The sequence below is a fragment of the Nocardia sp. CA-145437 genome (assembly GCF_050956485.1).
GTDB lineage: Bacteria > Actinomycetota > Actinomycetes > Mycobacteriales > Mycobacteriaceae > Nocardia.
In genome coordinates this window covers 2,958,681-2,984,458 of sequence record NZ_CP191204.1, presented here as the reverse complement: position 1 = coordinate 2,984,458, position 25,778 = coordinate 2,958,681, and the positions used below count along the sequence as shown (strand labels likewise).

Here is a 25,778-nt window from a genome sequence, read left to right as displayed (position 1 = left end):
CCACCTCCTTTGAGGGTTCTCCCGCTCCGAACAGGAAGAACATCACACAAGTTTCACTCGAACCTTCAACGATACTGTCGAAGGCAGTCCTGCTGGAAGGAGTGCCATGTCCGCAACCACCCCCACCTCGCCGAGCGCGATCGGCCACCGAGCCGATGATCTCGCGACCCTGGGCCTCGCTCTGGACGAGCTGTTGTCCGCCCGCACCACACCACCGGCCGTGTTCGCGCTCGGCGAGCCGACCCATGGGATCGCGGCATTCCCGCTGCTGCGCAACGACATTCTGAGCCGGCTGGCCGACCGGGGGTTCCGGTCGATCGCGCTGGAGATCGATTTCCTCGCGGCGGGGATCGTCGATGACTACGTCAATGGGTCGGCGGTGGCGATCGACACCGTGCTGGACAGCGGGTTCAGCCACGGGTTCGGATCGATACCCGGTAATCGCGAACTGGTCGAGTGGCTGCGCGAATACAACGCGGGCCGCGCGCCCTCGGAGCGGGTGCGGTTCTACGGATTCGATGCGCCGGTGGAGTATTCGGGTGCGCCGAGCCCCCGGTCCGCGCTGTGCGCGCTGGCCGACCGGCTGCCGAAGGCTCTGCTGCCCGCATCGGTCGCCGAGCTCGACGGGCTGCTCGGCGCGGACGCCGAGTGGACGAACCAGGCGGCCATGTACGACCCGTCCGCCTCGATCGGCAGCTCCGACCGCGCCCGCGCGCTGCGCCTGATCGCCGACGACCTCGCCGATGCCCTGCACCGCGCGGGACCCTCGCTGCGCGCGACCGATCCGACCGGTTACGCCCAGGCCGTCACCCACGCGCGGACCGCGCTGGGGCTGCTGCGCTACCACGCCGCCATGGCCACCCCGGGCCCCGACCGCATCGGCGGCCTGTCCGGTGTGCGATCGGAGATGATGGCGGACAACATCCTGGCGATCGCCGAGCGCGAGCAGCAGCGCGGGCCGACGCTCGTCTTCGCGCACAATGCGCACCTGCATCCCCGGGTGCCGGACCAGCCCGTATGGAGCAACGCGGGCGCGCTGACCGCCTTCACCCTGGGCGAGCGCTATCTGTTCGTGGCGACCGACGCGACCCCCGCCCCGGTTCCGGGCACCCTCCAGGGTGTGCTCGCCGAGGCGACCCCCGGCCGCGCCCTGTTCCCGGCCCGGGCGCTCGTCGCCGCCCTGTCCCCCGCGATCGTGTCCGCCGAACCGATTGTGCGCGGCCATTTCCCGCTCACGATCGCCGATCTCGACGGCGCCGACGCGGTCGTCTTCATCACCGACACCGACGGCGCACAGCATCAATACTGGTTGACGTCATCTCCTGCCTGAAGGCCGGAGATTCCTGCCAGCGCCCGACGCAGCCGATCGATCTCGATGCGGCCCCGATCCAGCGCCGCATTCACACTGCCATGACCTCGGCGATGCTGGCCGAAGGGCTTCATTCAAGATCATCTGGGGCCCATGACACAGCCCGCAGAGCTTGAAACTCGAGCTAGCGGAGGTACGGCGCCGGCTGGACCCAGTGGAACCCACGCGAGATCAACCGGAAGCGGTCGAGATCGACCCGGGTCAGGCGCAGATGGACCGGACGGCCGGCCAGCTGACCGTCCAGCATCAGCCGATCAGGCTGGGGCTGTTCGTAATTCAGGACGGCAAGCTTCCACTGGTGCGCCAGATCCTTCGTAATGGTCACGGTGTGCAGATCGGTATTGATCTCCACCGGGAACGACACCAGCGAGTCGTCCATGCGCTGAGCGGTCACGCCCTGCGGGATGTCGAAGATGAGACGGCGGAATCGGTCCGCCGGACCGATGAGACGGCCATCCGAGGGCGCGGACCGGAAGTCGACCAGCGCCGGGACCTCCTGGCCCGCGACCGTGTACTCGGTGACATTCCAAATCCCGTAGAGCGGCGAGTGCGGTCGGCCATTTCCGTACGTCTGCCAGGCGTCGTGCCCCTCGCCGAGAGTCGTGAACAGTATCCACATCCCCAGAATCACCTGTGCCGCCACCAGGATTCGCCGCCCGCGCGGCGAGGAGACCAGCGGCTCGGGCCGGCGCACCGGCACCGCGCGCCCGACCAGCGCCCGGACGGTGCGTGCGATATCCGGGGCAGCCAGCACCATCGCATACACCAGCAGCTCGCCGGAGAGTATTTTCACCGGCACATCGAAGCTGAGGTTCAGCAGGAACACCTGGAGGGTCACCACGACTGACAGGAGCGCACCCAGCCCCGCGGTGAACGGCAGGATCAGCAGCAAACCTGCGGTGACTTCTGCTGCGCCCAAGGCGATTTCGTACGGCTCAGAGCTGGCCGTCTGCGACCACAACACCGCCATCGGGCTCAGATCGCCGAACGGCTCCACCAGCCGATCCAGCGCGAACGCCATCTGCGAGGGCAATAGTTTCGTGACGCCGTACAGCAGCAGGGCGCTCATCAGGGCCAGACGCACCACCATCCGGAACCACGCGTACAGCCGCACATAGTCCGGCCGCCGCCGGTCCAGCACCGACCACACCGCCGTGATCGGCACCGCGACGAACAGCAGGGTGAAAAGCGACACCCAATTCGCCGCGGTATCTCCGCTTCCCGTGTACGACCAGTCGACATGGACGCCGAAGACATGCTCCCCCAGCCAATCCGTGAGCGGATGCAGTGCCGTCCATTTGGCCACACCCACCACGGTCTGCTGCGAGACTCCCACCGACCGCAGCAGCATGTGCAGCACCCACACCCCGGCCATTCCAACACCCAGCGTCACGAACGAATACCGGAACACCATCCGCCGCAACGGACTCCATCGCGGCTCACCCGTCACCGCGACGTCCGCCTCGACGGCCAACTGCACAACCACACCGATTCCTCCGAGAGTTACCGCACCTGACTACCCTGCGACGCTGAACGTTAGGTCAGCGAACGGTCGGTGCGTACCCGGCAAATCCCTTGCCCCTACACCCCTTGCCCCCGGGATCGGGGCCAGGAGCGGCGGCTCCCGGCCGACGGCCCCGGCTGGGGCGCATCCTGCGTCGGAGGCTTATCGTGCGCTGGCTCTTCGTCCGGTCGTCTCGCTTCGAGTCCGATCCAGCGCAATGGGGGCGGGCCCTGACGGACCTGCTCGCCAGGGCTAAAAACTCCAGCTAGCGGACATTCCGGTAGCGCCGCCCGCCCCGCGGACACCCGCCACGGTCGGGTGTCACGGAATTGTCTGTGCCCACTGCCAGACTCACCGGTATGCGGTGGGCGGTGGCGGAGACGGGTGACGGCGGGGCACGGGTGTGCCCGCTGGACGAGCGCGGCCGTCCGGCGGGCCCGGTGGTCGAGGAGTCCTCGCTGGCGGAGGCGGTGCGGGTGCGGCCGGAGGTCGAGCGGTGGGTGTGGCGGTCGACGGCGGCGATCTACAAGCGGCTGCTCGACGCCGGGGTGCGGGTCGACCGCTGCTATGACGTGGAGTCGGCCGAGGCGCTGCTGATCGGGCACGAACAGGGCCAGTCCGGGCAAGCCCGGTCGCTGGCCGCCGCGTGGGCGCGCCTGCACGGCCTCCCTGTCCCCCAGGACGCGCCCGCCCGGGCCGCCGACACCGAACCGACCCTGTTCGAATCCGGGCCGGTGCCACTGCCGTCCGGGACCGACGAGTTCACCGCGCTGCTCGAGGTCTATGCGGGACAGGTGGCGCGGACGGCCGCGGCCGAGTACCCGGCCCGCATGCGGATGTTGCTCGCCGCCGAGTCGGCGGGGCTGCTGGTGGCGACGGAGATGTCGCGCGCCGGGATTCCGTGGCGCGCCGACGTCCACCGCGAGCTGCTCGATTCCCTGCTGGGCGAGCGCGTGCCGAGCGGGTCGGAGCCGCGACGGCTGGCCGAGCTGGCCGACGAGGTGTCGCGGGCGTTCGGGACGGGGGTGCGGGTCCGGCCCGATCTCCCCCAGGACATCATCCGCGCGTTCGCCCGCGCGGGAATCCTGTTGTCCTCCACCCGCAAATGGGAGCTCCAGGACATCGATCATCCGGCCGTCGAACCGCTGCTGGAGTACAAGAAGCTCTACCGCCTCCACACCGCCCACGGCTGGTCCTGGATCGACCAGTGGGTGCGCGACGGCCGATTCCGGCCCGAGTACCTGCCGGGCGGCACGGTGACCGGCCGCTGGACCACCAATGGCGGTGGCGCGCTGCAGATTCCGAAGATCGTGCGCCGCGCCATCCGCGCGGACCCCGGGTGGCGGCTGGTGGTCGCCGACGCCGACCAGATGGAACCGCGAGTGCTGGCCGCCATCTCCCGCGACCGCGGGTTGATGGAGGTGGCGGGCCGCGGCGAGGACCTCTACGCCGATCTGGCCGCCCGCGCCTTCGGCGGCGACCGCGCCCAAGCCAAGATCGCCATGCTGGGCGCGATCTACGGCCAGACCTCCGGCGACGCGCTCACCCACATGGCCGAACTGCGGCGACGCTATCCGGCCGCGGTCGCCTTCGTCGACGACGCGGCCACCGCCGGCGAACAGGGCCGCCTGGTCCGCACCTGGTTCGGCCGAACCTGCCCGCCCGCAACCGCTTTCGACCAAACCGACGACGAGGCAGGCGGTTCCCCGGGTTTCGGCAGCACCCCGCGTGCCCGGGCCCGAGGCCGCTTCACCCGCAATTTCGTCGTCCAGGGCAGTGCCGCCGACTGGACGCTGCTGGTGCTCGCGGGCCTGCGCCACGCCCTGCACACCGCCGGACTGCGCGCGGAACTGGTGTTCTTCCAGCACGACGAGGTCATCGTGCACTGCCCCGCGGAGGAAGCCGCGACCGTCGCCGACGCGATCGCCCGAGCCGCCGACACCGCCGGTCAGCTCGCGTTCGGCCCGACGCCGGTGCGCTTCCCCTTCACCACCGCCATCGTCGAGTGCTACGCGGACGCGAAGTAGGGCCGAATCAGCAGCGAGCGAGCCACGTGTGGTGGCGGAGAGTGTGCCGTCGTCGTGCACTCGCCAAGGCCTGCGGCGTGGGTCGCCCTTGCCGCGTCGGGTATTCACCGCGCGTTGCGGCTACCCGCCTCCGGCATGGCCGCTGTGACAGGCCCGCGTGCACCGTCCGCCACGGCGACTGCTCGGGGTGGCTCAGCGCGGTCGCCCAGTGGTCACTGCCCGCCCGCACCCTCGAGCAGTCGCGCCTGGTAGTGCCGCATGCCCGCCAGCCAGCGGTCGTAGTCGGCGCCCTTGCGGCGGTACATGTCGAGGACTTCCGGGTGCGGCAGGATCAGGAAGCGCTCGTCGTCGACGGCGGCCAGGACCAGTTCACCGACCTCGTCGGGGGTCAGGACCGCGCCCGCCGAGGTGACCGCGCGGGTGGCGGCCATGCCGAGAGTGTCGCCGGAGTGTTCGCCCGCGCGCAGCAGCGCGGTCTCCACGCCCATCGGGCACAGGCAGCTGACCCGGATCCCGGCATCGCCGTAGGTGACCGAGAGCCATTCGGCGAATCCGACGGCGGCGTGCTTGGTGACCGAGTATGCGGCCGAACCGATCTGGGTGAGCAGCCCCGCCGCCGAGGCGGTGCTGACGAAGTACCCCTCGCCGCGTTCGACCCAGCCGGGCACCAGCAGCCGCGCCGCCCGGATGTGCGCGTTGAGGTTCACGTCGAGGGTGACACCCCAGTCCTTGTCGTCGCCGAGCCCGACCCCGCCCATGACGCCCGCATTGGCGAAATACAGGTCCACCGGCCCGAATTCGGTCTCGCACCGGGCGATGAGCTCGGCGATGCGATCGGTGTCGGCCACATCGGCGCCGACCGCCACGGCCGCGCCCGGGAACTCCGGTTCCAGCGCGGCGACCACGGCCGCGGCCGCGTCGGCGTTCAGATCCGCGACCACCACCCGCGCCCCGGCCCGCACCAGCCGGGCGGCGATCGCCCCACCGATGCCGCCGCCTCCTCCGGTGACGATGGCATTCTTACCCGCGACCTGCACGGATGCTCCCTCCAGCCGATTCCGGCCGCCGATCCGGGCCGTCGGAGGCTGGATCGAACGCGCCGGCTCATGGAAATATGAACCCTGCGTCGGATTCAAGTTCATGACTCCCCCGGCGTCAACCGTCCCGGTCTCGAGAGGTGAACAGCCGATGCGGACAGCACATCCGGTGGACGAGTGGAATCGCCTGGGCAGTTGGCAGGTCGCGACCAATGGCATCGACCTGCGGGTGGTCGAGCACGGCGAGGGCGCGCCGGTGGTGTTCTGCCATGGGTTCCCGGAGCTCGGCTTCTCGTGGCGGCATCAGGTGTTCGCGCTGGCCGAGGCCGGTTTCCGGACGCTGACACCGGATATGCGCGGCTACGGCGGCAGTTCGCGACCGGCCGGGATCGAGGCGTACGACCTGCTCACGGTGTGCCGGGATCTGGTCGGGCTGCTGGACGCGTACGGGCTCGAGGACGCGATCTTCGTGGGCCACGACTGGGGCGCGTCGGTGGTGTGGCATCTGGCTCGCGAGTTCCCGGAGCGGGTGCGGGCGGTGGCGGGGTTGAGCGTGCCCGCCACCCCGCGCTCGTCGGCGCCACCGCTGCCGATCATGCGCAAGCGGCTGGGCGAGGACTTCTACATGGTGTGGTTCCAGGAGCCCGGCGTCGCGGACGCGGTGCTGGCGGCGGATGTGCGGCGCACGCTGTTGCGTGACGACATCGTCACCGCGGGAACGTTCCTGGACACCGGTGAGCCGGAGCCGCCGCTGCCGCCGTGGCTCAGCGAAGCCGAATTCGATTACTACGTGGAGGCTTTCACCCGCACCGGGTTCACCGGCGGGCTGAACTACTACCGCACCCTCGATCTGACCTGGGAGCTGACCGCGCACCTGGAGGGCGTGAAGATCGACTGCCCGTCGCTGTTCATCGCCGGGTCGACCGATCCGGTCATCCGTTTCACGCCGATGCACAAGATGGCGGCGGTGCTCGGCGATCTGCGCGGCTCGCTCATCCTCGACGGCGCGGGCCACTGGATTCAGCAGCAACGGCCCGAGGAGGTCAATGCCGCGCTGATCGAGTTCGCGCGCGGCCTGGGCTGATCGGTCAGTCCGTCTTCAGTTGCAGCGAGTTCACCCACAGCTGGGTCAGGGTGGTGACGAGCTTCTCGAACGGAATCCGTTGCTTCTGAACGAAAACCATCGACGCCATCCGGCTCACCATGGCCGACAGCGCGTGCGCGGTGATCATCGGATCCAGGTCGGCGCTGGCCTGCCCGGACTCCTGCAGTTCGCGGATCATGCGCGCGTTGCGCTGCGCGAATGCCTTCCCGCGTTCCATCCGCATGCGCCGGAAGTTCTCGTCGATCTGGGCGACCTGTTCGAACAGGGCCATGAGCCGGGCATTGCGCTTGTAGGACAACAGGTAATCGCGGTTGGCCGCCTCGATCAGGGCGCGCGGATCGGTGATCCCGCTGCGCTCACGCACATGCGGATGCAGCATCTCCTCCGACACCTGCTCGACCAGCGCGGCGAAGATCTCTTCCTTGCTGTCGAAGTAGGTGTAGAAGGATCCGGCCGCCATGCCCGCCGTCTTGGAGATGTCGGCGATCTTGGCGTCCAGGTAGCCGTCCCGCTCGAACACCTCCCGCGCGGCCGCGATCAGCGCACCCCGGGTCCGCTGTCCACGCCGGGTGGGCGGCGCGGCCCGCCGCGACGCACTCTCGCCTGCCATCGATTCGGACGCCAAAACTGATCACTGCCTGTCGTTTCGCGGATGATTCTCCAGGCAGCAACCGTATCAATACGGGCGGGCCGGACAGCACAGGACGGCGCGCGACCGCCCATCCCGCGTTCCGCGGCGGATCGGGTGGAGACTGGGCGGATGCAGGATTCCTCGCAGGTGATCGTGGTGGACGCTGCCAATGTGGTCGGGTCGCGGCCGGACGGGTGGTGGCGCGACCGGGCCGGGGCGGCGCGGCGGCTGCTCGGCGAACTGGGTGCGTTGCGGACGCGACTGCCCGGCTCGACGCGGATCATCGTGGTGCTGGAGGGCGCGGCCAAGGCCGCCGCCGACCGGGGCGGTGACGGGCACGCCGACGCGGGTGAGAGCGGGTCGGCGGGATTGCGCGTAGTGCTGGCCGGCGGGTCCGGCGACGACACGATCGTCGAGGTGGTGGCCGCCGAGGTCGGGGGCTCGGATCCCATGCCCGCGATCACGGTGGTGACGGCCGATCGCGGATTGCGGGCGCGGGTCGAATCCCTGGGCGCGACAACGGTCGGGCCCGGCTGGCTTCGAAACCACCTGTCGTAGGCGGCCTTCCACCCCCTCGTGATGCGTTTACCCTGATACCGCCCTGAGGCGATATCCCCCGCGGGTGGGATTTCCCGGGCGGCGGTTTTCGGTAGGTTCGGAACGGTGCAGCCGCCGTTGAACGTTCGTCTGCGCGGGGTGGGCCTGATCATCGGTGTGCTCTGCGTGTCCCTGCTGGGTTCCTGGTTCGCGCCACAGGCCCGGGCCGACGGGGCCGCCAGCGGCGGCGATCTGACGGTGGCGCAGTCACTCGGGGCCCGGGAGCTGACCGTTGTGGTGCGGCGGGCCGAGGCCGGACCGTTACGGGTCGAGGTCGTGACGCACGCGGGGACGGCGCCGGGGACGCTGGCGCTCACCGCGACGCCCGTCGATCGTGGGGGTGAGACGTCCACGGGGACCGTCGAGCTCGGGGATCGGCCCGGCATCTACGCCGCGACCCTGCGGGTGGATCACACGGGACCGTGGGAGTTGACCATCGCCGATGGCGAACGCACCGCGCGGATTCCGTTCCTCGTGGCCGCGCGGGTGGTGACGCCCTGGGAGCGAGCGGCTTACGGCGGATTCTTCGCGGCCGGAGCGCTGCTGCTGGTGGCATTGGGCACCGCGCTGCTCTCCAAGCGGGGTTGGCCGACCTTGATCCCGGTGGGCGCGTTGATCGCCGCGGTGACGGTGGGCACGACCGGGGCGATGTTGTCGTCGCACGCACCGCAGCCGCGGCCCGCGGGCAGTCTGCTCGATCCGACCTCGGGCAATGTCGGAAATCCGTATCCGGAGCGGGATCTGCCGCTGACCACGAATTACTCACGGCCCCCGGCCAATCTGGCGGTGCGCGCGCAGCCCGCCGACGCGGGCAAGCCGGCCGAGCTCGCGCTGTCGCTGACCGATTCGGCGACGGGGCGGCCGGTGGACGACCTGCTGGTCAGCGATGACGCACTGCTGCATCTGATGGTGGTCGGGCCGTCCGGACGGCTGTGGCATCGGCATCCGATCCGGGTCGCGCCCGGCGAGTATCGGGTCAGCCTGGGGTCCATCGCATCCGGTGATTACGCGGTGGCCGCCGAGATCGCCCGGCGCGGTGGCGGCGTCCAACTGCTGCGCTCCTCGCTGCGGATCGGTGGCCGAGGCGACTCCGGTCCGGCCGACGCCCAGGGCGTCGCGCCGAGCGGGGCGACGCTCACCACGACCGAGGCGGTCGCGGGCGAACCCACCACGCTCACGGCCGCATTCGGCGGCCCGGCCGATCTCCAGCCCTGGCTGGGCATGGTCGGCCATCTCATCGCGGTCGGCCCGCTGCCCGACGGGGTGCCCGCCGGAACGGCCGCGGCCGGCGTCCCCGTCTGGGCGCACGCGCACGCCATGGCCCCGCTGCCCGCCGTCGGCTCGCAACCACCCGACGAGACCGTGGCCGCGTTCGGCCCGAATGTGGCTTTCACCTTCACTTTTCCACTGCCGGGCCGGTACCTGGTGTGGGCGCAGGCCGAGCGCGGCTACTCGGTGATGACCGTGCCGGCCACCGTCGACGTTCGAGCGGGGGTTCCGCAATGACCAAGCGCACCGGAGTGATCGTGGCCGTCGTCGCCGCGCTGGCGGCGGCCGCGGCGTGGCTGTGGTGGCCCGCCGATGCCGCGCCGTCGGTGTCCCGCAGCGCCGCCGGGCCCTATCAGGTGGAACTGCGGGTGTCGGGCGGCTCCGCGCACGCCGGTGACAACACCGTCGATCTCGAGATCACCGACGCCCGGGGCACGGCCGCGACACCGGACAAGGTGTCGGTGGAGCCCGCCATGCCGCAGATGGGTCATGCCCTCCCGCCGAGCACCGCCACCGCGGTCACGCCGGGCCACTACCGGGCGACGGTCACGCTGCCGATGCCCGGGCAGTGGGAGATCGCCGTGAAACTGTCCGGCGCACCGGGTTCCGGGAGCGCCGTCTTCTCCGTTCCGGCCCATTGAATCGAAGGAAAGAGGATCAGGAGCAGCACATGGACCTCACCGCCAATGGTCGCGGGCTCACCGCCGAAGCGACCGCACCGATCACCGTCCGCCCGTGGCTACCCGCGGCGATCCTCTTCGCCGCCAGCATGACCTTCGCGGTCGGGTCCACCTGGGACATCCAGTGGCACACCGATGTCGGTCCCGACACCTTCTTCACCCTGCCGCACCTGTTCATCTACGCCAGCGCGGCGGTCGCCGGATTCACCGGTCTGACAGTCATTCTCATCACCACCGCCGCCGGGCGTGCGGGCCGCCGGGTGGACGGCGAACTGGGCGGTCCCGGTATCGGCGTGTTCGGCCGCACCTTCACCGCGCCGCTCGGCTACATGGTGGCGGCCCTCGGCGCGGCCTCGTTCCTGCTGTACGGGCTGTGGGATCTGTGGTGGCACAGTCTCTACGGGTTCGACGCCATCATCGACTCGCCGCCGCACATCGGATTGTTCCTGTCCAGCACGGTGATCTCGGTCGGCACGGTGATCGTGTTCGCGGCGGCGCGGGCGCACCGGTGGGGCCGGGTGGGCGCGCTGTTCGCGCTGGCGCATCTGGCGACGTCGAGCACCGTCACCGCGCTGGCGGTGCAGCGGCTCAGCGTCGGGTCGGTGCGGTGGACCGTGGCGGTCACCGCGTTCATGGTGATCCTGCTGATGGTGGTCGGCGCCGGCTTCGAACGGTGGGGCGCGACCGTCACCGCGGTCTTCGCCTCCGGCATCCAGGGCGTGTTCTGGTGGTTCGCGCCGTGGGCGGCCCGGACCTACGCCGATTTCGTGGGATTGCCTCTGCGCGAACACATTCGGGGCATTCCGGCGACCCCGGCACTCATCCCGTTCTGTCTGATCCCCGTCGGCATCGTGATCGACCTGCTCCTGCGCCGCGCCGACGCCCGGGCCCGCCTGGTGCCGGTCCTGGCCGGCGCCCTCGGCGGGGCGATCATCGGCGGCTTCAACCCCGTCCAGCAGATCATCATCTACGACGCCCACCTACCCCGGACCACGGTCATCGTGGCCACCACCGTCGCGGCCGCCGTGCTCGGCGCGCTGGCCGGGTACCTGGGCCGGCCGTTCGGCGAGATGCTGCGTCTGGCCGCCCCCTCCGAGAAGGTCAGCGCATGATCAACCGCCTCGTCACCCTCACCGCAACGCTTTTCGCGATCATCGGACTGACCGCGGCCACCGCGGGCACGGCGTCGGCTTATCAACCGGTGAATATCGTGCACACCGAACACGTGCAGGCCGGTCCCTATTCGATAACCGTCGGCTTCAGCGAATGGCCCCTGCGCGCCATGCAATCCCTGGACTTCACGTTCATCCCCGACGGCGGTGTCGAGGACAAGACCGGCACCCTCACCGAATACCAGCCCAATGGCAAAGTCCGTCGCGCCGAACCCCTTTCCAGGCATCCGCGCAAGCGCGATGTGTGGGGCCTGGACGTCCGCTCGCTCGACCAGGAGGGGGTGTGGAAGTTCCATTTCGTCATCGACGGCCCGCAGGGCCGCGGTGAAGGCGATCTCGCCGACCTCCAGGTGCTCGAACAGCCCGGCCCGCCACTGGGTATCAGCTGGGCGATCAGCACACTTCCGCTGATCGGCCTGATCGCGTTCCTCGTCTACGCGTGGCGGCGCAACCGCCGCCCGGCCCCGGTCATGCAGCCTGCGTGACGGCCTGATCGGTAGTCCCGGCGACAGCGCGGGACTACCGCCCGAAGGGGCGGGCGCGGACGAGGATCTCGTCGACGGTCTCGGAAACCGTCAGGTCCGAGGTATCGAGCCAGAGACCCAGAGGTGGCGTGTTGTCGCGAAGGCCGATATCGAGATCGGCGACCGTGAAGGTGCCGTACGCCTTCTTGGTTCGGGCCGACTCGCGCCGTGCCACCGCCTCCCTACTCGGTGCCAGGACCACCACGTACAGCGGATCCGTCCGGATCTCGCCGATCAGATACGGCAGCATCTCGCCGAGCACAACGTCCTGGACCACCGCCGTGAACCCGGCGTCAGCGTAGGCATCGGCGGTCCGTGCCGCGAGCCGGTGCCGCAGGCGCAATTGCTCGACCGCTTCGGAGGTGGGATCGGGTGACATGTCCTCACGACCGTTCACCACGAAACGCCGATAGACGTCGCCTCGAACATGGGCCGACCGTGGAAGCCGCTCGGCAAGTGCTTGGGCGACAGTCGATTTCCCGGACGCTTGAATGCCGGTGATCAGATACACCGCCGGGGCGGGTGGGGCCGGGGAGGATTCGTCGGTTCCGGGCATGACCCGAACGTAGCCGACAGATACTGGGCAGCGGGGGTGCGTTGTTCGGTGTTTTCGGGAGTAAGGCGGGACCGATATGAACTCTCCGCATTGGCAGGGATCCGAGGCTTCTCGGCGGGCGGTGCGGGCCGCACAGGAGTCGGGGCGGCTGGCGGGAGCGGGCAGCGGAGGGTGCTTGGCCAGCATGATCGTCGCCCTGTTGATCGCGCTGGCCGTATTGGGCATCGCGGCACCGTTCACTCGGCGGATTCTTACCCGGGCCGGAATTTAGTGTCCGGTAGAACATAATTCGCTCCGGACGGATGGCGAGCTTCGAGCACAAGATGATTCGCGAGGTGGAGAACCGCGGGTTGCCGGAGAAGGCCGGGGTGAAGCGCACCTCGAAGTACCTCGAGCAGACTTTGCGGATCGGTCATGCCGAAGCTAGCGCTCGTGTGCGGGCCGCCGAGTTGCTCGGGCGGCGCCAGGAAGCCGGGCGGGTGGCCGAGCCCTGGCTGGCATGGACGGCCGCGTTCCAGGAAATGGGTTTGGTGTCAGTCGATTCCGCCCGTGCGATCGCGAAGATCGTGAACCGAATTCCCACCAAGGTCGACGCTGATACTCGTGACCGTGCCGAATTTCAGCTGGCCCACTTCGCTGCCACCTCCACCCCTGACGACCTGCCCAAAGTCGGTGACCGACTCCTCGGTTACCTCGATCCCGATGGGCGTCTCACCGATGACACCGACCGGCAGCGCCGTCGCGGGATCACCCTCGGCAAGCAGGGTGTTGATGGGATGTCCACCCTCACCGCCGAGCAGCGCAACCACGACGCGTTGGTGGCGTTCCTGCGTCCGGAGATGGGCCCGGCGAACGTGGGTCAGCATCGCGGACTGCCCGTGTCCACGATCATCACCATGAGCCTGGCAGAGGTCGAAGCCGCTGCCGGTGTAGCGACCACCGCTTCAGGCGGGACCGTGCCGCTGGAACAGGCTTTGCAGCTGGCGCAGAAGTCCAAGCCGTTTCTTGCGATCTTCGACCACGCCGGACGCCCCCTGCACCTGGGCCGCTCCAAGCGCCTGGCCAACTCGGCCCAAATGAACGTCACCACGCCGGTGAGTTGATGGCAGCGTCGCTGGCGCGACTGCGTGATCGCACGCGCCCACCGGCCCGCTGGTGGTCTCGCCCCTCATACATGTCCGAGCCTCACCAACGGTGGGGCCCTTCGGCCTGCGTCCGTCACGAATGCTCGTGCGACAAGCGCGTTCGCAAAACTACAAAGAGTGTGGTTGCCTCGCCTGCCCTACCGCACTGGGGCTGACGCCAGGTTGGGAGCCGTTACCCGTCGATCCCAGCCCACGGACCGCACGGATCACCTTCTACAGAAAACGCCCAACCCCATCCCTTCGTCTTCCCCTGGATGACGCGCGGCCGAGCCGTGAGCGGGGCTGGTACGTGAGGGGCCTCGCAAGCTCGGCCACCCTCTCCCTTCTCCAGGCGTCTTTTGTCTTTGTCTCGAGTCCTCTTTTGTCTTTGGTCTTCTTGGCTTCGTGACACTCCGATGATCTCTGCGTGTATCGACTACACCCGCGGTCCGGTTCGCCTAGCGTGAGCACGTTGGCGTCGAGAGGGGTCGAAGATGCGGGCCGGAATGTTGAGCGTGACGGACCTGGTGGCCAGGGTCGCGGCGGGCACGGTGGACACGGTGCTGGTGGCCATGACGGACATGCAGGGCAGGTTGCAGGGAAAGCGTTGTTCGGCACGGTATTTCGTGGAGGAAGTGCTCAACCACGCCACCGAGGCCTGCGACTACCTGCTGGCCGTGGATGTGGAGATGACGACTGTCGACGGGTATGACATGTCGTCCTGGGACACCGGCTACGGCGACTTTGTCCTGCGGCCGGACCTGAGCACCCTCCGCCTGTTGCCCTGGTTGCCGGGCACCGCCCTGGTGCTGTGCGACGTCGAGCAGGTCGACCCCCATGGCGACCTGGGGAAGCCCGTCACCGCCTCCCCCAGGCAGGTGCTGCGCGCACAACTGGATCGCCTGGCCGAGCACGGGTTGTACGCCTACGTCGGCACCGAACTCGAGTTCCTCGTCTTCGACGACACCTACGAGTCCGCGTTCCGCGGCGGCTACCGGGACCTGACGCCCGCCAACCAGTACAACGTCGATTACTCGATGCTCGGCACCGCGCGCATCGAACCCCTGCTGCGCCGCATCCGCACCGAAATGTCCGGCGCGGGAATGTATGTCGAGTCCGCCAAGGGCGAATGCAATCCGGGCCAGCACGAGATCGCCTTCCGCTACGACGAGGCGCTGGTCACCTGCGACAACCACAGCATCTACAAGACCGGCGCGAAGGAGATCGCGGCGCAAGACGGCCGCAGCATCACCTTCATGGCGAAATACAATGAGCGGGAAGGCAATTCCTGTCACATCCACATCAGCCTGCGCAATGCGGGCGGCGAGCCGGTATTCACCGACGGCGACGGCCCCTCGAAGCTGATGCGGCACTTCATCGCCGGGCAGCTGGACTCGCTACGGGACCTCACCTACTTCCTGGCTCCGAACATCAACTCCTACAAGCGCTTCCAGGCCGGAAGCTTCGCCCCGACCGCGCTGGCCTGGGGTCGCGACAATCGCACCTGCGCCCTGCGCACCGTCGGCCACGGCCCGTCGCTGCGCTTGGAGAACCGCATCCCCGGCGGCGACGTGAACCCGTACCTGGCAGTCGCGGCGGTCATCGCCGCGGGCCTGCACGGTATCGACCAGCAGCTCCCCCTGGAGCCGGAGTTCCACGGCAACGCCTACAGCTCCAACCGCCCGCGCGTACCGAAGACCCTGCGTGAGGCGGCGCACCTGTTCGGCGAGAGCAAGGTCGCCCAGCAGGCGTTCGGCGCGGACGTGGTGCGGCATTACCGCAATGCCGCACAGGTCGAGCTGGACGCTTACGATGCGGCGGTGACCGATTGGGAGCGCATCCGTGGCTTCGAACGACTCTGACCCCGCACCGCGGCCGATCATCGGCCTGCCCACCTACTCCGAACGCACCCGCTTCGGCCACTGGGACGTGGACGCCGCCGTGCTGGCGCGCACCTACGTGGACCTGACCGAGCGGGCGGGCGGGATTCCGGTCCTGTTGCCGCCCACCGGCGCCGCGCGGCCCGAGCTGATCGAGCGCCTCGACAGTCTCGTGCTCACCGGTGGCGCGGACCTGGATCCGGCCCGCTACGGCGCGGCGCCCCATCCCGAGACGGGCAGGCCGCGGCGCGACCGCGACGAATCGGAATTCGGGCTGTTCGAGCTGGCACGGGAGGCGGGTCTGCCGATCCTGGCGATCTGCCGCGGACTCCAGCTCGTGAACGCCGCCCTCGGCGGCACCCTGCACCAGCACGTCCCGGATGTGGTCGGCCACACCGATCATTCACGCACGCCCGGCGTCTTCACGGTCACGACCGTCACCACCGTGCCGGGCACCCGGCTGGCGGAGATCACCGGCCCGGAGTTGAAGGCGCACTGCCACCACCATCAGGCCATCGACACCCTCGCCCCCGAGCTCACCGCCGCCGCGCACGCCCAGGACGGCATCATCGAGGCGGCCGAGACCCGCGACGGACCGTTCCTGCTGGGCGTGCAATGGCATCCGGAGGAGAACGCCACCGAGACCCGCCTCATGCGGGCCCTGGTCGATCAGGCCGCACAGTACGCGAAGGAGCGCAACCGGTGACCACGACCGACGTCGTCAACCCTGCCACCGAGACCGTGGTGGCCACCATCGAAGCGGCCGACGCGGCCGCCACCGACGCCGCCATCGAACGCGCCCACCGCGCGTCGGCCGGCTGGCGGGCCGTCTCCCCCGGCGATCGGGCGCGGCTGCTGCGCCGCTTCGCCGAGGCGGTCGACGCCGAGAGCGAACAGCTCGCCCGGCTCGAGGTGAGCAATGCCGGCCACACCATCGGCAATGCCCGCTGGGAGGCCGGCAATGTCCGTGATGTGCTGCACTACAGCGCGGGCATGCCGGAACGGTTGACGGGCAATCAGATTCCGGTCGCGGGCGGGGTGAACATCACCTTCTGCGAACCGCTCGGAGTCGTCGGCATCATCGTGCCCTGGAACTTCCCGATGCCGATCGCGGCGTGGGGCTTCGGGCCGGCGCTCGCGGCCGGGAACACGGTGGTGCTCAAGCCCGCCGAGCTCACCCCGTTGACCGCGATCCGGCTCGGCGAGCTGGCACTGGAAGCGGGCCTGCCCGAGCATGTCTTCCAGGTGATCCCGGGCCGCGGCTCGGTGGTCGGGGCGCGCTTCGTCACCCACCCGGCCGTGCGCAAGGTGGTGTTCACCGGCTCCACCGAGGTGGGCAAGCAGATCATGGCCGGTTGCGCCGATCAGGTGAAACGGGTGACCCTCGAGCTCGGCGGCAAGAGCGCCAATATCGTGTTCGCCGACGCCGACCTGGAGCGCGCCGCCGCGACCGCCCCTTACGGCGTGTTCGACAATGCCGGGCAGGACTGCTGCGCCCGCTCCCGGATCCTGGTGCAGCGCAGCGTCTTCGACCGCTTCCTCGAACTCCTCGAACCGGCCGTGCACGGCGTGCGGGTCGGCGATCCGGGTGACGAGTCCACCGAGATGGGCCCGCTCATCTCCGCCGCCCACCGCGACCGCGTCGCCGGATTCCTGGAACCGTCGACCAAGGTGGCCTTCACCGGCGCCCGCCCCGACGGCCCCGGATTCTGGTTCCCGCCCACGGTGGTGCTGCCCACCTCCCCGACCGACCGGGTGCTCACCGAGGAAGTGTTCGGCCCGGTCGTCGCGGTGCTCCCGTTCGACGACGAGGCCGACGCCCTGCGCATCGCCAATGACACCGAGTACGGCCTGTCCGGCTCGATCTGGACCTCCGACGTCGGCCGCGCCCTGCGGGTGGCGCGCGGCGTCGAGGCGGGGAACCTGTCGGTGAATTCCCATTCCTCCGTGCGGTATTGGACGCCGTTCGGCGGATTCAAGCAGTCCGGCCTGGGCCGGGAGCTGGGACCCGACGCGGCGAGGGCCTTCACCGAAACCAAGAACGTCTTCCTCGCCACCGAATAGCCCGCACCGCCGACATCCATCAACCGAAGGAGATACGTTGCAGCGCTTACAGGATCGGGTCGCGGTCGTCACCGGCGGCGGCAGCGGCATCGGACTCGCCACCGTTCGCCGGTTCGCCCAGGAGGGCGCCAAGGTCGTGGTCGGCGATATCGACCCCGTCGCCGGTGAGGCCGCCGCCGCCGAGGTCGGCGGGCTCTACGTGAAGGTCGACGTCACCGACGAGGACCAGGTGCGGGCCATGTTCCAGACCGCCGTGGACACCTACGGCGGCCTCGACATCGCCTTCAACAACGCGGGCATCTCACCGCCGGACGACGATTCGATCCTCACCACCGGCATCGACGCCTGGCGCCGCGTGCAGGAGGTCAATCTGACCTCGGTGTACCTGTGCAGCAAGTACGCGATCGAGCACATGCTCGAGCGCGGCAAGGGTTCGGTCATCAACACCGCGTCGTTCGTGGCGGTGATGGGCGCGGCCACCTCGCAGATCTCCTACACCGCCTCCAAGGGCGGCGTGCTGGCCATGAGCCGGGAACTGGGGGTGCAGTTCGCGCGCCAGGGGATTCGCGTGAACGCGCTGTGCCCCGGACCGGTCAACACTCCCCTGCTGCAGGAGCTGTTCGCCAAGGATCCGGAGCGGGCCGCCCGCCGGCTGGTGCACATTCCGACGGGCCGGTTCGCCGAGCCGGAGGAGATCGCCGCCGCCGTGGCCTTCCTCGCCAGCGACGATTCCTCCTTCATCACCGCCTCGCAGTTCCTGGTCGACGGCGGCATCTCCGGGGCGTACGTCACCCCGCTGTAGTCAGGCGCTGACGGGGGCCTCCTCGGCCCCCGGCGGCTCCTCCACGGTTCGCTTGGGCCCGGTGAACCAGCGCCGGGCCGAGGCGAACCACCAGATGGCGATCGCGCCGACCACCCCGACCAGGGTGATGGGCGCGTAATTCACCGAGTTCCAGGTGAATCCGTCCACCCACGGATACCCGTGATCGTCGGTCGGCAGGATGAACAGCACACTGATCAGCACGATCCAGATCAAGGCGATGACCCCGACCGGCCGGTACCAGCGGCCGAGCTGCCACGGCCCGGCCTGGAATCGATCGCCGCGCACCAGCCGCAGCAGCACCGGAATCCCGTAGGCGATGTAGAGGCCGATGGTGGCCACCGAGGTCGCCGCGGCGTAAGCGGTCGGCGCGTTGGCGGCGGGCACCAGCATCGACGGGATCAGCAGGATGAACGCGAACACCGACACGAAGATGACCGCGTTCACCGGCACCCGCCGCGAGGACAGCGTCGCCCACAGCTTGGATCCCGGCACCGCGCCGTCGCGGGCGAAGGCGAACAGCATGCGGGAGGCCGCGGTCACCGAGGCGTAGCCGCAGAACAATTGGGCGATGGCGGCGATGATCAGCAGCAGTCCGGACCAGAACGAATTCAGCGAATTCTGCAGGATGTAGATGACCGGATATCCGCTGTTCTTGGTCGGGTCCAGGGCGTCGTCGAGATTCGGGATCGCGAACGTCACCGCCATGATGAGCAGATAGCCCGCGACCGCCGACACCACGATGGTGTTGATGATCCCCTTGGCTGCCATCCGCGAGGCGTCGTGGGTTTCCTCCGACATGTGCGCCGAGGCGTCGTATCCGGTGAACGTGTACTGCGCGTGCAGCAATCCGAGCAGGAAACTGAACGCCACCCCGCCGAAGCCCACGGCACTGTTGTCGACCGTCTTAGTGAACACGAATCCGATGCTCTGATGGTGTTGCGCACCGAATCCCAGCACCACCACGAAGATGGCGACGCCGCCCACATGCCACCAGGCCGACACATTGTTGATGACCGCCGACAGGTGCGGGCCGATCACGTTCAGCACCGCGTGCAGCACCAGGATTCCGGAGAACACCAGGAAGATGGCGGTGCGGTCGGTGCCGATGTCGATGCCGATCACATTGAGCACGGCGGTGGTGAAAATTGCCGCGCCGTAATCGATCGCGGCGGTCACCGCGATCTGCCCGATCAGGTTGAACCATCCGGTGAACCAGCCCCACACCGGCCCGCCCAGTTCCGACGCCCACCAGTACAGGCCGCCCGAAGTCGGGTAGGCCGAAGCCAATTCGGCCATGGCCAGGCCCACGAACAGCACCATCACCGAGACCAGCGGCCAGCCCCACGCCATGGTGATGGGGCCGCCGTTGGCGAGTCCGATTCCGTAGCTGGCCAGGCCGCCGGTGAGAATGGAGACAATGGTGAAGCTGATCGCGAAATTCGAGAATCCCGACCAGGATCGGGCCAATTCCTGTTTGTAGCCGAGTTCGGCGAGCCGCCGTTCGTCATCATCGGATCGAGACTGGGTTGCGGTCATGGGCACTCCCGAGTGAAAACGCCGCCCTCACACGGCGTTTGCCAGGAGCCCAGTGTGCGGCAATCCCGCTGGGTCCGCAGGGCCAACGCCGAAACCGGTCGCCCGGTAAGGTCGACGGCCCGGTACACGCGGACAACGAAGCTTGACCGTAGACACAGTGTCTCGATAAATTCGAAGGGTCCCCGCACGACCACGCTCCCGGCAGGAGATCCCGGTGACACCTCCCCCGCGCGATCCGCACCCCGAGTACCACGACCCGGACGCCGCCGACACCCTCTACGCCAGCAAGCCGCCCTGGGACATCGACCGCCCGCAGCGCCCGTTCGCGGACCTCGCCGCCGCCGGTGAACTGCGCGGCCGGGTACTCGACCTGGGTTGCGGCACCGGCGAACACGCCCTGCTCGCCGCGAGCCACGGCCTCGACGCCACCGGCATCGACCAGTCCGCCCACGCCCTGGACCTGGCCCGCGCCAAGGCCGCGGAACGCGGCCTGCGGGTCACCTTCCGCCGCCACAGCGCCCTCGAACTGCCGACCCTCGGCGAAACCTTCGACACGGTCCTGGACTGCGGCCTGTTCCACCTCTTCGACGGCGCCGACCGCGCCGCCCTGGTGACCGGCCTGGCCGCGATCCTGCGCCCCGGCGGCCGCTACTTCCTGCTGGGGTTCAGCGACCGCCAGCCCGGCACCTGGGGACCGCATCGCCTGCGCCGCACCGATATCGAGCGCGCCTTCACCGACGGCTGGCGACTGGACTCGCTCGAGCCCGCCACGCTCGACATCCTGCCCGACCCCACCCCCGTGGCGGCCTGGCTCGCGGCGCTGACCCGGATCTGAACCGACGCGCGCTCACGCCAATCCGGCACGGAGCACGAGAATCGCGATCTGCGTGCGGTTCTCGAGGCCGAGCTTGGCGATGACCCGGCTGATATGCACCTTCACGGTGGACTCGCTCATGTGGAGGGTGCGGGCGATCTCGGCGTTGCCGGCGCCGGTGGCGACCGCCTGGGCGACCTCGCGTTCCCGGTCGGTGAGCGGCTCGAGCTGGGCCAGGGCGTCGGGCTGCTGCGCGCCGGGCCCCTGGGTGAACGCGGTGAGCATGCGTTTGGTGATCGAGGGGGCCAGGATGGCGTCACCGGCGGCGACCACCTCGACAGCGCGGGCGAGTTCCCGGGGCGGGGTGTCCTTCAGCAGGAATCCGGCCGCACCGGATTCCAGTGCAGCATAGACGTATTCGTCGAGTCCGAAGGTGGTCAGCACGACGACCGCGGGCGGTGCGGGCAGGGCGCGCACGCGGCGGGTCACCTCCAGCCCGTCCACGTGCGGCATCCGGATGTCGGTGACGACGACGTCGGGCCGGTGCTTGGCGACCAGGTCCACGATCGACCGTCCGTCCCCGTCCTGCGCCACCACCTCGATCCCGCCGCCCGCCTCCAGGATCATGGAGATGCCGGAGCGCACCAGCTCCTCGTCGTCGAGCAGCACCACCCGGATCACGAAACCTCCCTCACCGCACCATTGTTCGCCCGACCGCTCATTCCGCCACCGCCAGCGGGAAGCTCGCGTGCACCCGATAGCCGCCCGAGGGCAACGGCCCGGAATGCACCGTGCCCCCGGCGAGTTCGACCCGCTCCCGCATGCCGAGCAGCCCGAACCCCGATCCCGCCGCGGCCAGTGCGGTCCGCTCGCCGGGGCCGTTGCGCACGTCCACGTCGAGGTGTTCGCCGTCCACGGTGAGCGCCACCCGCACCTCGGCCCCGGCCGCGTGCTTGGCGGCATTGGTCAGCGCCTCCCGCACCAGGCGATGGGCCGCCCGGCCCACCGGCCCCGGCACCGGCGGCAGTTCGGGCGGCGTCGACAGGTCCACCAGTTGCCCGGCTTCGGTCGCCTCGGCGATCAGTTCGGCGATGGCCGACAGGTCGGGGGCGGGTCGCAGCGGCGCCTCCTCCCCGCCGTCGCGGGCGCGCAGTACGCCGAGCAGTTCCCGCATCTCGGTGAGCGCGAGGGATCCGGTGGCGCGGATGGTGCCCGCGATCTCGGCGGGCTTGCCGTCGGCGGAGACCTCCAGCGCGCCCGCGAGCACGGTGATCTGCGAGATCCGGTGCGCGACGATGTCGTGCAGTTCGCCCGCGATGCGCAGCCGTTCGGCTTCCACGGCCGCGGCGGCGCGCAGACCCTGTTCACGTTCGGCCTGCTCGGCGCGTTCGCGCAGGGCGGCAAGGGTTTCGGCGCGCTGGTTGGTCCACAGGCCGTACAGCAGCGGGACGGCCATGGTGACGGCGACGATCACGCCGCGCGCGAAGAACAGTCCCCACGACGATCCCGCGCCCCACGGCACGACGGCCACGATCAGCGCGGTCACCGACGCCAGCACGGTCGGCCGCCGGGTGCCGTAGCGGCGGGCGACCGTGTACAACGCCGGCAGCGCGGGCGCGAGCGCACCGGACAGCACATGCCCGAGCAGCGTGACCGCCAGCACCGCAAGCGGCTCGTAGCGGCGGAACAGCAGGGCGACCCCGGCCACGATCGCCACCGCCGGTCCCGCGGCGGCGGGCAGCAGGCCGATGGGCGAGGTGTGGACCTCCGAGAAGCCGACCGCCCCGAAGGCGACGGCGAGCACGACATCGAGGATCAGCAGGCCGATCCGCCGTGTCGTGCTCATTCCGGCAACCCTAGTCGGCACGCGATCCCTACACGTCACGGCACGCGAGCAGGACGCCGCCGACCGCCAGCACACCGGCGGCCAGCGCGGCCAGCGGCAGCGCGAGCAGGACCGGATTGCCATTGCCGGGCGTCGCCAGCTGTCCGGCGGCCAGGAAGGGCATCAGCTTCGGGCTGGCGCCCGCCAGCACCGCGCCGGTCTCGGCGACGGTCGGGATGCCGATGGCGGCGACCATGGCGAGGGTGGCGTTGCGGGTCACGGCGGCGATGCCCATCCCGGCCAGCGCGGCCAGGGTGACGTACACCGGCGCGGCGGCGAATGCCCGTGTGATGTCCGAGGTCTCGGCGGGCAGCTGCGAGGTCACCAGCTGGACCAGCACGGTCACGCCGATCAGCGCGAGGCCGTAGACCGCGGCGAGCGCGCCGGTGGTCACCGCTTTGGCGGCCAGCACCCGGCCGGGGCGGCGCACGGTGAGCATGGTGGTGGTGATGGTGCCGTAGCGGTATTCGTGGCCGAAGGCGTTGACGGCCACCGCCGTCGCGAACAGCGCGCCCAGCAGCAGCGGCAAGCCCGACGCCGAGGCGGTGAACTGCTCGTTCGGGGTGGCGTAGTCACGGATCGCGGAGAAATAGGCGATGACCCCTTGCAGGGCGAGCCCGGCGGCGAGCAGCACCCAGGTCGAGCGGACCGTCGCGAGCCGGGTGACTTCGTAGCGAATGGCGTTGAGCATGAGAGTGATTCCCTTCGGAGGATGCGGGCGGTCAGGCCGCGACGTGGCCGCGGTAGCGAGCGGCGTCGGCGGTGGCGTGGAAGTAGGCGTCCTCGAGGCTGCTGCGGGCCTGGGTCAGCTCGGTGACGATCAGCCCGGCCCGCATGGCGAGGGCCGCGACGGCCTGGCGGTCGTCGCCGTCCACCAGCACCGCGCCGTCGGCCTCGACGTGGGCCCGGAATCCGTTGCGGCCCAGCAGGTGCGCCAGTTCGTGCGGCCGATCGGTGCGGGCCACGACGGTGGAGGCGGAGTTGCGGCCGATGAACTCGCGCACCGACTCCGCGGCCAGCAGCCGCCCGCCGCCGATGACCACCAGCGAATCCGCCAGATGCGCCATCTCGTTGAGCAGATGCGAGGACACGAACACGGTGCGGCCCTGGCGCGCCAGGCCTTTGAGCAGATCGCGCAGCCAGCGCACGCCCTCGGGGTCCAGGCCGTTGGCGGGCTCGTCGAGGATGATGGTCGCCGGATCGCCCAGCAGCGCGACCGCGAGCCCGAGCCGCTGCTGCATGCCGAGGCTGAAACCGCCGGCCCGCTTCCCGGCCACGTCGCACAGTCCGACCTGGCCCAGCACCTCCTCGACCCGGGCCCGGCCGATGCCCGCGCCGTCGGCGATCATCTGCAGGTGCGCGATGGCGGTGCGCTTGGGGTGCACGGCGCGGGCGTCGAGCATGACGCCGACCGAGCGCAGCGGATCGGTGAGTTCGGCGTAGGTCTGCCCGTCGAACAGGGTGCGCCCGCTGCCGTGGTCGAGCCCCAGCATGAGCCGCATGGTGGTGGACTTGCCCGCGCCGTTGGGGCCCAGGAACCCGGTCACCACGCCCGGCGGCACGTCGAAGGACAGCTCGTGCACCGCCGCCACGTCGCCGTAGCGCTTGCCCAGTCCGCGTGCCTGAATCATTCCGTTCACCTCGTCTTCGGAGGGCGACGCCCGGTGCGCCGCCTGTCCTCTCCGAGATTGCCGGGTGGGCGCGGCCCGGAAATCAGACGACAGCACACGGCCGTGTACCACTTTCGGCTTACCCGGGGCCTTTCGCGGTTCGCACGGATGCGAAAAGCAGGGCGCAATTGTGGCTAGCCCCCTCGACAGAACTCCAGGCCCGCAGCCTGGAGTGATACCTTTTCTCTATGGTCGATTCGACCCATTAACTCTTCTTCGCGCATCAGGGAGATGGCGTGTCCAGAACTGTGAAGGTTTCCGTCGCATGGATTTGCGGGGGCATTCTCGGGATTGTTGCCGGTTTGTCAGGAGCCGGGGGTGCGTCCGCCGACACGGCGGGCGGCCCGGTGCAGGTCGGGGATGCTCAATATTTCAGCCTGGGCGGATGGAACTGTTCCATCGCCGCGGACGGCGCGGTGGGATGCGATCTCATCGTCCCGGCCGCCGTCATGAATGTGCTCTACCTCGGCGCGCAGGTCCCGCTGCCGAATGTGCCCGCGATCGTCATCGATTCGACCGCGGCCCCGGCGCATCCGGAGTGGAACTCCAACGGCAGTCACACACTGCCGGGCGGTAATCCGGCGCTGGCGCCCATCGCGCAGGTGAGCGGGCACGATCCGCAATTCTCGGTCTCCTTTGCCGGAGCGACCTGTCAGATCACCTATTCCGGTGCGGCCGTGTGCACTTCGATGGGGCACGGGTTCAGCCAAAGGGGACCAGAGCCTTTCGGCTACTGATCCCCTTCGGATTCGTTCGATGACCGATGTCACCGGTACCAGACGCCGGAATCCCAGTCGCCGTAGTCCCAGACATTGAAATCGTAACGACCATGGGCGCCTCCGAAGAGGTAGCCCCACCAGCCGGCCGAAGTGTCGCAGATCTGGTCGTCGTGGTTGCACACCGTCAGGACCGGGAAGCCGCCGAACCAGTCGTCGACGCCCGCGAGCGGGTAGCCGATGATGCCGCTGCCGGGCGTGGACGACAAACCGCCCCAGCCCGGACCCGGAGCCCGCTTGGGATCCGACAGCAGAATGGCATTGGCATTGTCGACGTCCTGGTGTGCGGTGACCCAGGCGTGGACGAGACCCGCGCCCTCACTGTGCCCGATCAACCGGATGTGGTCGCCGGGACATTCGTTGCGATGCTGCCAGAACAACCGGTTGAGTTCGTTCAACCCCGACATCGGGTCGGCGGAGTTGTAACCCACCGGTTGATTCACGAACGGTGCGAAGATGGACGAGGTGTTGTCGCCCAGTCCGCCGATGCCGATGGCCCAATCGCCGGTGCAGTCATCGGCATGGGCCCGCGGAGCCGTCAGGTGTGTGATGGAAAAAAGGATGGCCAACAGTAATGCGGCGAAGAGCGCCGTTGCTCTACGCATGGTCGTAACTCTCTGAATTGTCTTGCCTCCGGGGCGAGCCCGGCTTCAGCAGGATGTACCCAGAAATTGCTGGGGTGTCTGATTCCTGGCGAAACGGTTACATCCGCACCGGTTTTGTAGGCCGTACCGC

Annotated in this window: 25 protein-coding genes; 15 read left to right on the top strand and 10 right to left on the bottom strand. The window is 69.3% G+C overall.

Annotated features, from left to right (window positions below):
* Positions 1-106: 106 nt before the first annotated feature.
* Positions 107-1,330, top strand: coding sequence for an erythromycin esterase family protein (locus tag ACQPYY_RS13820; protein ID WP_433594044.1), 1,224 nt, complete (start codon positions 107-109; stop codon positions 1,328-1,330).
* Between the two features lie 163 nt (positions 1,331-1,493).
* On the opposite strand, the gene ACQPYY_RS13815 is transcribed toward ACQPYY_RS13820, so the two are convergent.
* Complete coding sequence (locus ACQPYY_RS13815; RefSeq protein WP_433594043.1) at positions 1,494-2,855, bottom strand: DoxX family protein; 1,362 nt, start codon at positions 2,853-2,855, stop codon at positions 1,494-1,496.
* Between the two features lie 353 nt (positions 2,856-3,208).
* Here ACQPYY_RS13815 and ACQPYY_RS13810 point away from each other — a divergent pair, with 353 nt between their 5' ends.
* The gene (locus tag ACQPYY_RS13810; RefSeq protein WP_433594042.1) at positions 3,209-4,900 is read left to right on the top strand and encodes a bifunctional 3'-5' exonuclease/DNA polymerase; all 1,692 of its coding nucleotides are present in this window, start codon (positions 3,209-3,211) and stop codon (positions 4,898-4,900) included.
* A 212-nt stretch (positions 4,901-5,112) separates the two neighbouring features.
* Here the strand turns inward: ACQPYY_RS13810 and ACQPYY_RS13805 are convergent, their stop codons facing one another.
* Positions 5,113-5,937: an SDR family oxidoreductase gene (locus tag ACQPYY_RS13805; protein WP_433594041.1), complete on the bottom strand. Its 825-nt coding sequence runs from the start codon at positions 5,935-5,937 to the stop codon at positions 5,113-5,115.
* Positions 5,938-6,088: 151 nt separating this feature from the next.
* Between ACQPYY_RS13805 and ACQPYY_RS13800 the strand changes: the two genes are divergently transcribed.
* Positions 6,089-7,021 (top strand): alpha/beta fold hydrolase, encoded by a 933-nt coding sequence (locus ACQPYY_RS13800; RefSeq protein ID WP_433594040.1) that lies wholly within the window; start codon positions 6,089-6,091, stop codon positions 7,019-7,021.
* Positions 7,022-7,025: 4 nt separating this feature from the next.
* On the opposite strand, the gene ACQPYY_RS13795 is transcribed toward ACQPYY_RS13800, so the two are convergent.
* Positions 7,026-7,652 carry a TetR/AcrR family transcriptional regulator gene (locus ACQPYY_RS13795; protein ID WP_433594039.1) on the bottom strand — a complete coding sequence of 209 codons (627 nt, stop codon included), beginning with the start codon at positions 7,650-7,652 and terminating at the stop codon, positions 7,026-7,028.
* A 150-nt stretch (positions 7,653-7,802) separates the two neighbouring features.
* Here ACQPYY_RS13795 and ACQPYY_RS13790 point away from each other — a divergent pair, with 150 nt between their 5' ends.
* From ACQPYY_RS13790 to ACQPYY_RS13770, 5 genes are all read left to right on the top strand, one after another.
* Positions 7,803-8,231: a hypothetical protein gene (locus tag ACQPYY_RS13790; protein WP_433594038.1), complete on the top strand. Its 429-nt coding sequence runs from the start codon at positions 7,803-7,805 to the stop codon at positions 8,229-8,231.
* A gap of 105 nt (positions 8,232-8,336) precedes the next feature.
* A complete protein-coding gene (locus ACQPYY_RS13785) occupies positions 8,337-9,776 on the top strand; it encodes a hypothetical protein (protein WP_433594037.1) in 1,440 nt (479 codons plus the stop codon).
* Positions 9,773-10,180 (top strand): FixH family protein, encoded by a 408-nt coding sequence (locus ACQPYY_RS13780; RefSeq protein ID WP_433594036.1) that lies wholly within the window; start codon positions 9,773-9,775, stop codon positions 10,178-10,180. Before ACQPYY_RS13785 ends, ACQPYY_RS13780 begins: the two co-directional genes overlap by 4 nt.
* 29 nt (positions 10,181-10,209) lie before the next feature.
* Positions 10,210-11,331 (top strand): hypothetical protein, encoded by a 1,122-nt coding sequence (locus ACQPYY_RS13775; protein WP_433594035.1) that lies wholly within the window; start codon positions 10,210-10,212, stop codon positions 11,329-11,331.
* Positions 11,328-11,876 carry a hypothetical protein gene (locus ACQPYY_RS13770; RefSeq protein WP_433594034.1) on the top strand — a complete coding sequence of 183 codons (549 nt, stop codon included), beginning with the start codon at positions 11,328-11,330 and terminating at the stop codon, positions 11,874-11,876. The genes ACQPYY_RS13775 and ACQPYY_RS13770 overlap by 4 nt, the downstream gene beginning before the upstream one ends.
* 34 nt (positions 11,877-11,910) lie before the next feature.
* Here ACQPYY_RS13770 and ACQPYY_RS13765 read toward each other — a convergent pair whose 3' ends face one another.
* The gene (locus ACQPYY_RS13765) at positions 11,911-12,471 is read right to left on the bottom strand and encodes an AAA family ATPase (RefSeq protein ID WP_433594033.1); all 561 of its coding nucleotides are present in this window, start codon (positions 12,469-12,471) and stop codon (positions 11,911-11,913) included.
* Between the two features lie 302 nt (positions 12,472-12,773).
* Here ACQPYY_RS13765 and ACQPYY_RS13760 point away from each other — a divergent pair, with 302 nt between their 5' ends.
* From ACQPYY_RS13760 to ACQPYY_RS13740, 5 genes are all read left to right on the top strand, one after another.
* A complete protein-coding gene (locus ACQPYY_RS13760; RefSeq protein WP_433594032.1) occupies positions 12,774-13,574 on the top strand; it encodes a DUF222 domain-containing protein in 801 nt (266 codons plus the stop codon).
* A 527-nt stretch (positions 13,575-14,101) separates the two neighbouring features.
* Positions 14,102-15,457 carry a glutamine synthetase family protein gene (locus ACQPYY_RS13755; RefSeq protein WP_433594031.1) on the top strand — a complete coding sequence of 452 codons (1,356 nt, stop codon included), beginning with the start codon at positions 14,102-14,104 and terminating at the stop codon, positions 15,455-15,457.
* Complete coding sequence (locus ACQPYY_RS13750; RefSeq protein ID WP_433594030.1) at positions 15,438-16,181, top strand: gamma-glutamyl-gamma-aminobutyrate hydrolase family protein; 744 nt, start codon at positions 15,438-15,440, stop codon at positions 16,179-16,181. The genes ACQPYY_RS13755 and ACQPYY_RS13750 overlap by 20 nt, the downstream gene beginning before the upstream one ends.
* Positions 16,178-17,539 carry an aldehyde dehydrogenase family protein gene (locus ACQPYY_RS13745; protein WP_433594029.1) on the top strand — a complete coding sequence of 454 codons (1,362 nt, stop codon included), beginning with the start codon at positions 16,178-16,180 and terminating at the stop codon, positions 17,537-17,539. Before ACQPYY_RS13750 ends, ACQPYY_RS13745 begins: the two co-directional genes overlap by 4 nt.
* Positions 17,540-17,576: 37 nt before the next feature.
* Positions 17,577-18,341, top strand: coding sequence for a 3-oxoacyl-ACP reductase (locus tag ACQPYY_RS13740; RefSeq protein ID WP_357083809.1), 765 nt, complete (start codon positions 17,577-17,579; stop codon positions 18,339-18,341).
* On the opposite strand, the gene ACQPYY_RS13735 is transcribed toward ACQPYY_RS13740, so the two are convergent.
* Complete coding sequence (locus tag ACQPYY_RS13735; RefSeq protein WP_433594028.1) at positions 18,342-19,898, bottom strand: amino acid permease; 1,557 nt, start codon at positions 19,896-19,898, stop codon at positions 18,342-18,344.
* Positions 19,899-20,112: 214 nt separating this feature from the next.
* Here ACQPYY_RS13735 and ACQPYY_RS13730 point away from each other — a divergent pair, with 214 nt between their 5' ends.
* A complete protein-coding gene (locus tag ACQPYY_RS13730; RefSeq protein ID WP_433594027.1) occupies positions 20,113-20,733 on the top strand; it encodes a class I SAM-dependent methyltransferase in 621 nt (206 codons plus the stop codon).
* Positions 20,734-20,745: 12 nt separating this feature from the next.
* On the opposite strand, the gene ACQPYY_RS13725 is transcribed toward ACQPYY_RS13730, so the two are convergent.
* From ACQPYY_RS13725 to ACQPYY_RS13710, 4 genes are read right to left on the bottom strand one after another with little or no spacing between them, the layout of a single operon-like run.
* Entirely contained in the window at positions 20,746-21,393 is a 648-nt protein-coding gene (locus ACQPYY_RS13725) for a response regulator (RefSeq protein WP_433594026.1), read from the bottom strand.
* 37 nt (positions 21,394-21,430) lie between these two features.
* Positions 21,431-22,558, bottom strand: a complete 1,128-nt coding sequence (locus ACQPYY_RS13720; RefSeq protein ID WP_433594025.1) for a sensor histidine kinase — start codon at positions 22,556-22,558, stop codon at positions 21,431-21,433.
* A gap of 28 nt (positions 22,559-22,586) precedes the next feature.
* The gene (locus ACQPYY_RS13715) at positions 22,587-23,288 is read right to left on the bottom strand and encodes an ABC transporter permease (RefSeq protein ID WP_433594024.1); all 702 of its coding nucleotides are present in this window, start codon (positions 23,286-23,288) and stop codon (positions 22,587-22,589) included.
* A 31-nt stretch (positions 23,289-23,319) separates the two neighbouring features.
* Positions 23,320-24,228 carry an ATP-binding cassette domain-containing protein gene (locus ACQPYY_RS13710; RefSeq protein ID WP_433594023.1) on the bottom strand — a complete coding sequence of 303 codons (909 nt, stop codon included), beginning with the start codon at positions 24,226-24,228 and terminating at the stop codon, positions 23,320-23,322.
* Between the two features lie 287 nt (positions 24,229-24,515).
* Here ACQPYY_RS13710 and ACQPYY_RS13705 point away from each other — a divergent pair, with 287 nt between their 5' ends.
* Positions 24,516-25,004 (top strand): hypothetical protein, encoded by a 489-nt coding sequence (locus ACQPYY_RS13705; RefSeq protein WP_379097384.1) that lies wholly within the window; start codon positions 24,516-24,518, stop codon positions 25,002-25,004.
* A 29-nt stretch (positions 25,005-25,033) separates the two neighbouring features.
* On the opposite strand, the gene ACQPYY_RS13700 is transcribed toward ACQPYY_RS13705, so the two are convergent.
* Complete coding sequence (locus ACQPYY_RS13700; RefSeq protein ID WP_357083833.1) at positions 25,034-25,648, bottom strand: hypothetical protein; 615 nt, start codon at positions 25,646-25,648, stop codon at positions 25,034-25,036.
* Positions 25,649-25,778 lie beyond the last annotated feature (130 nt).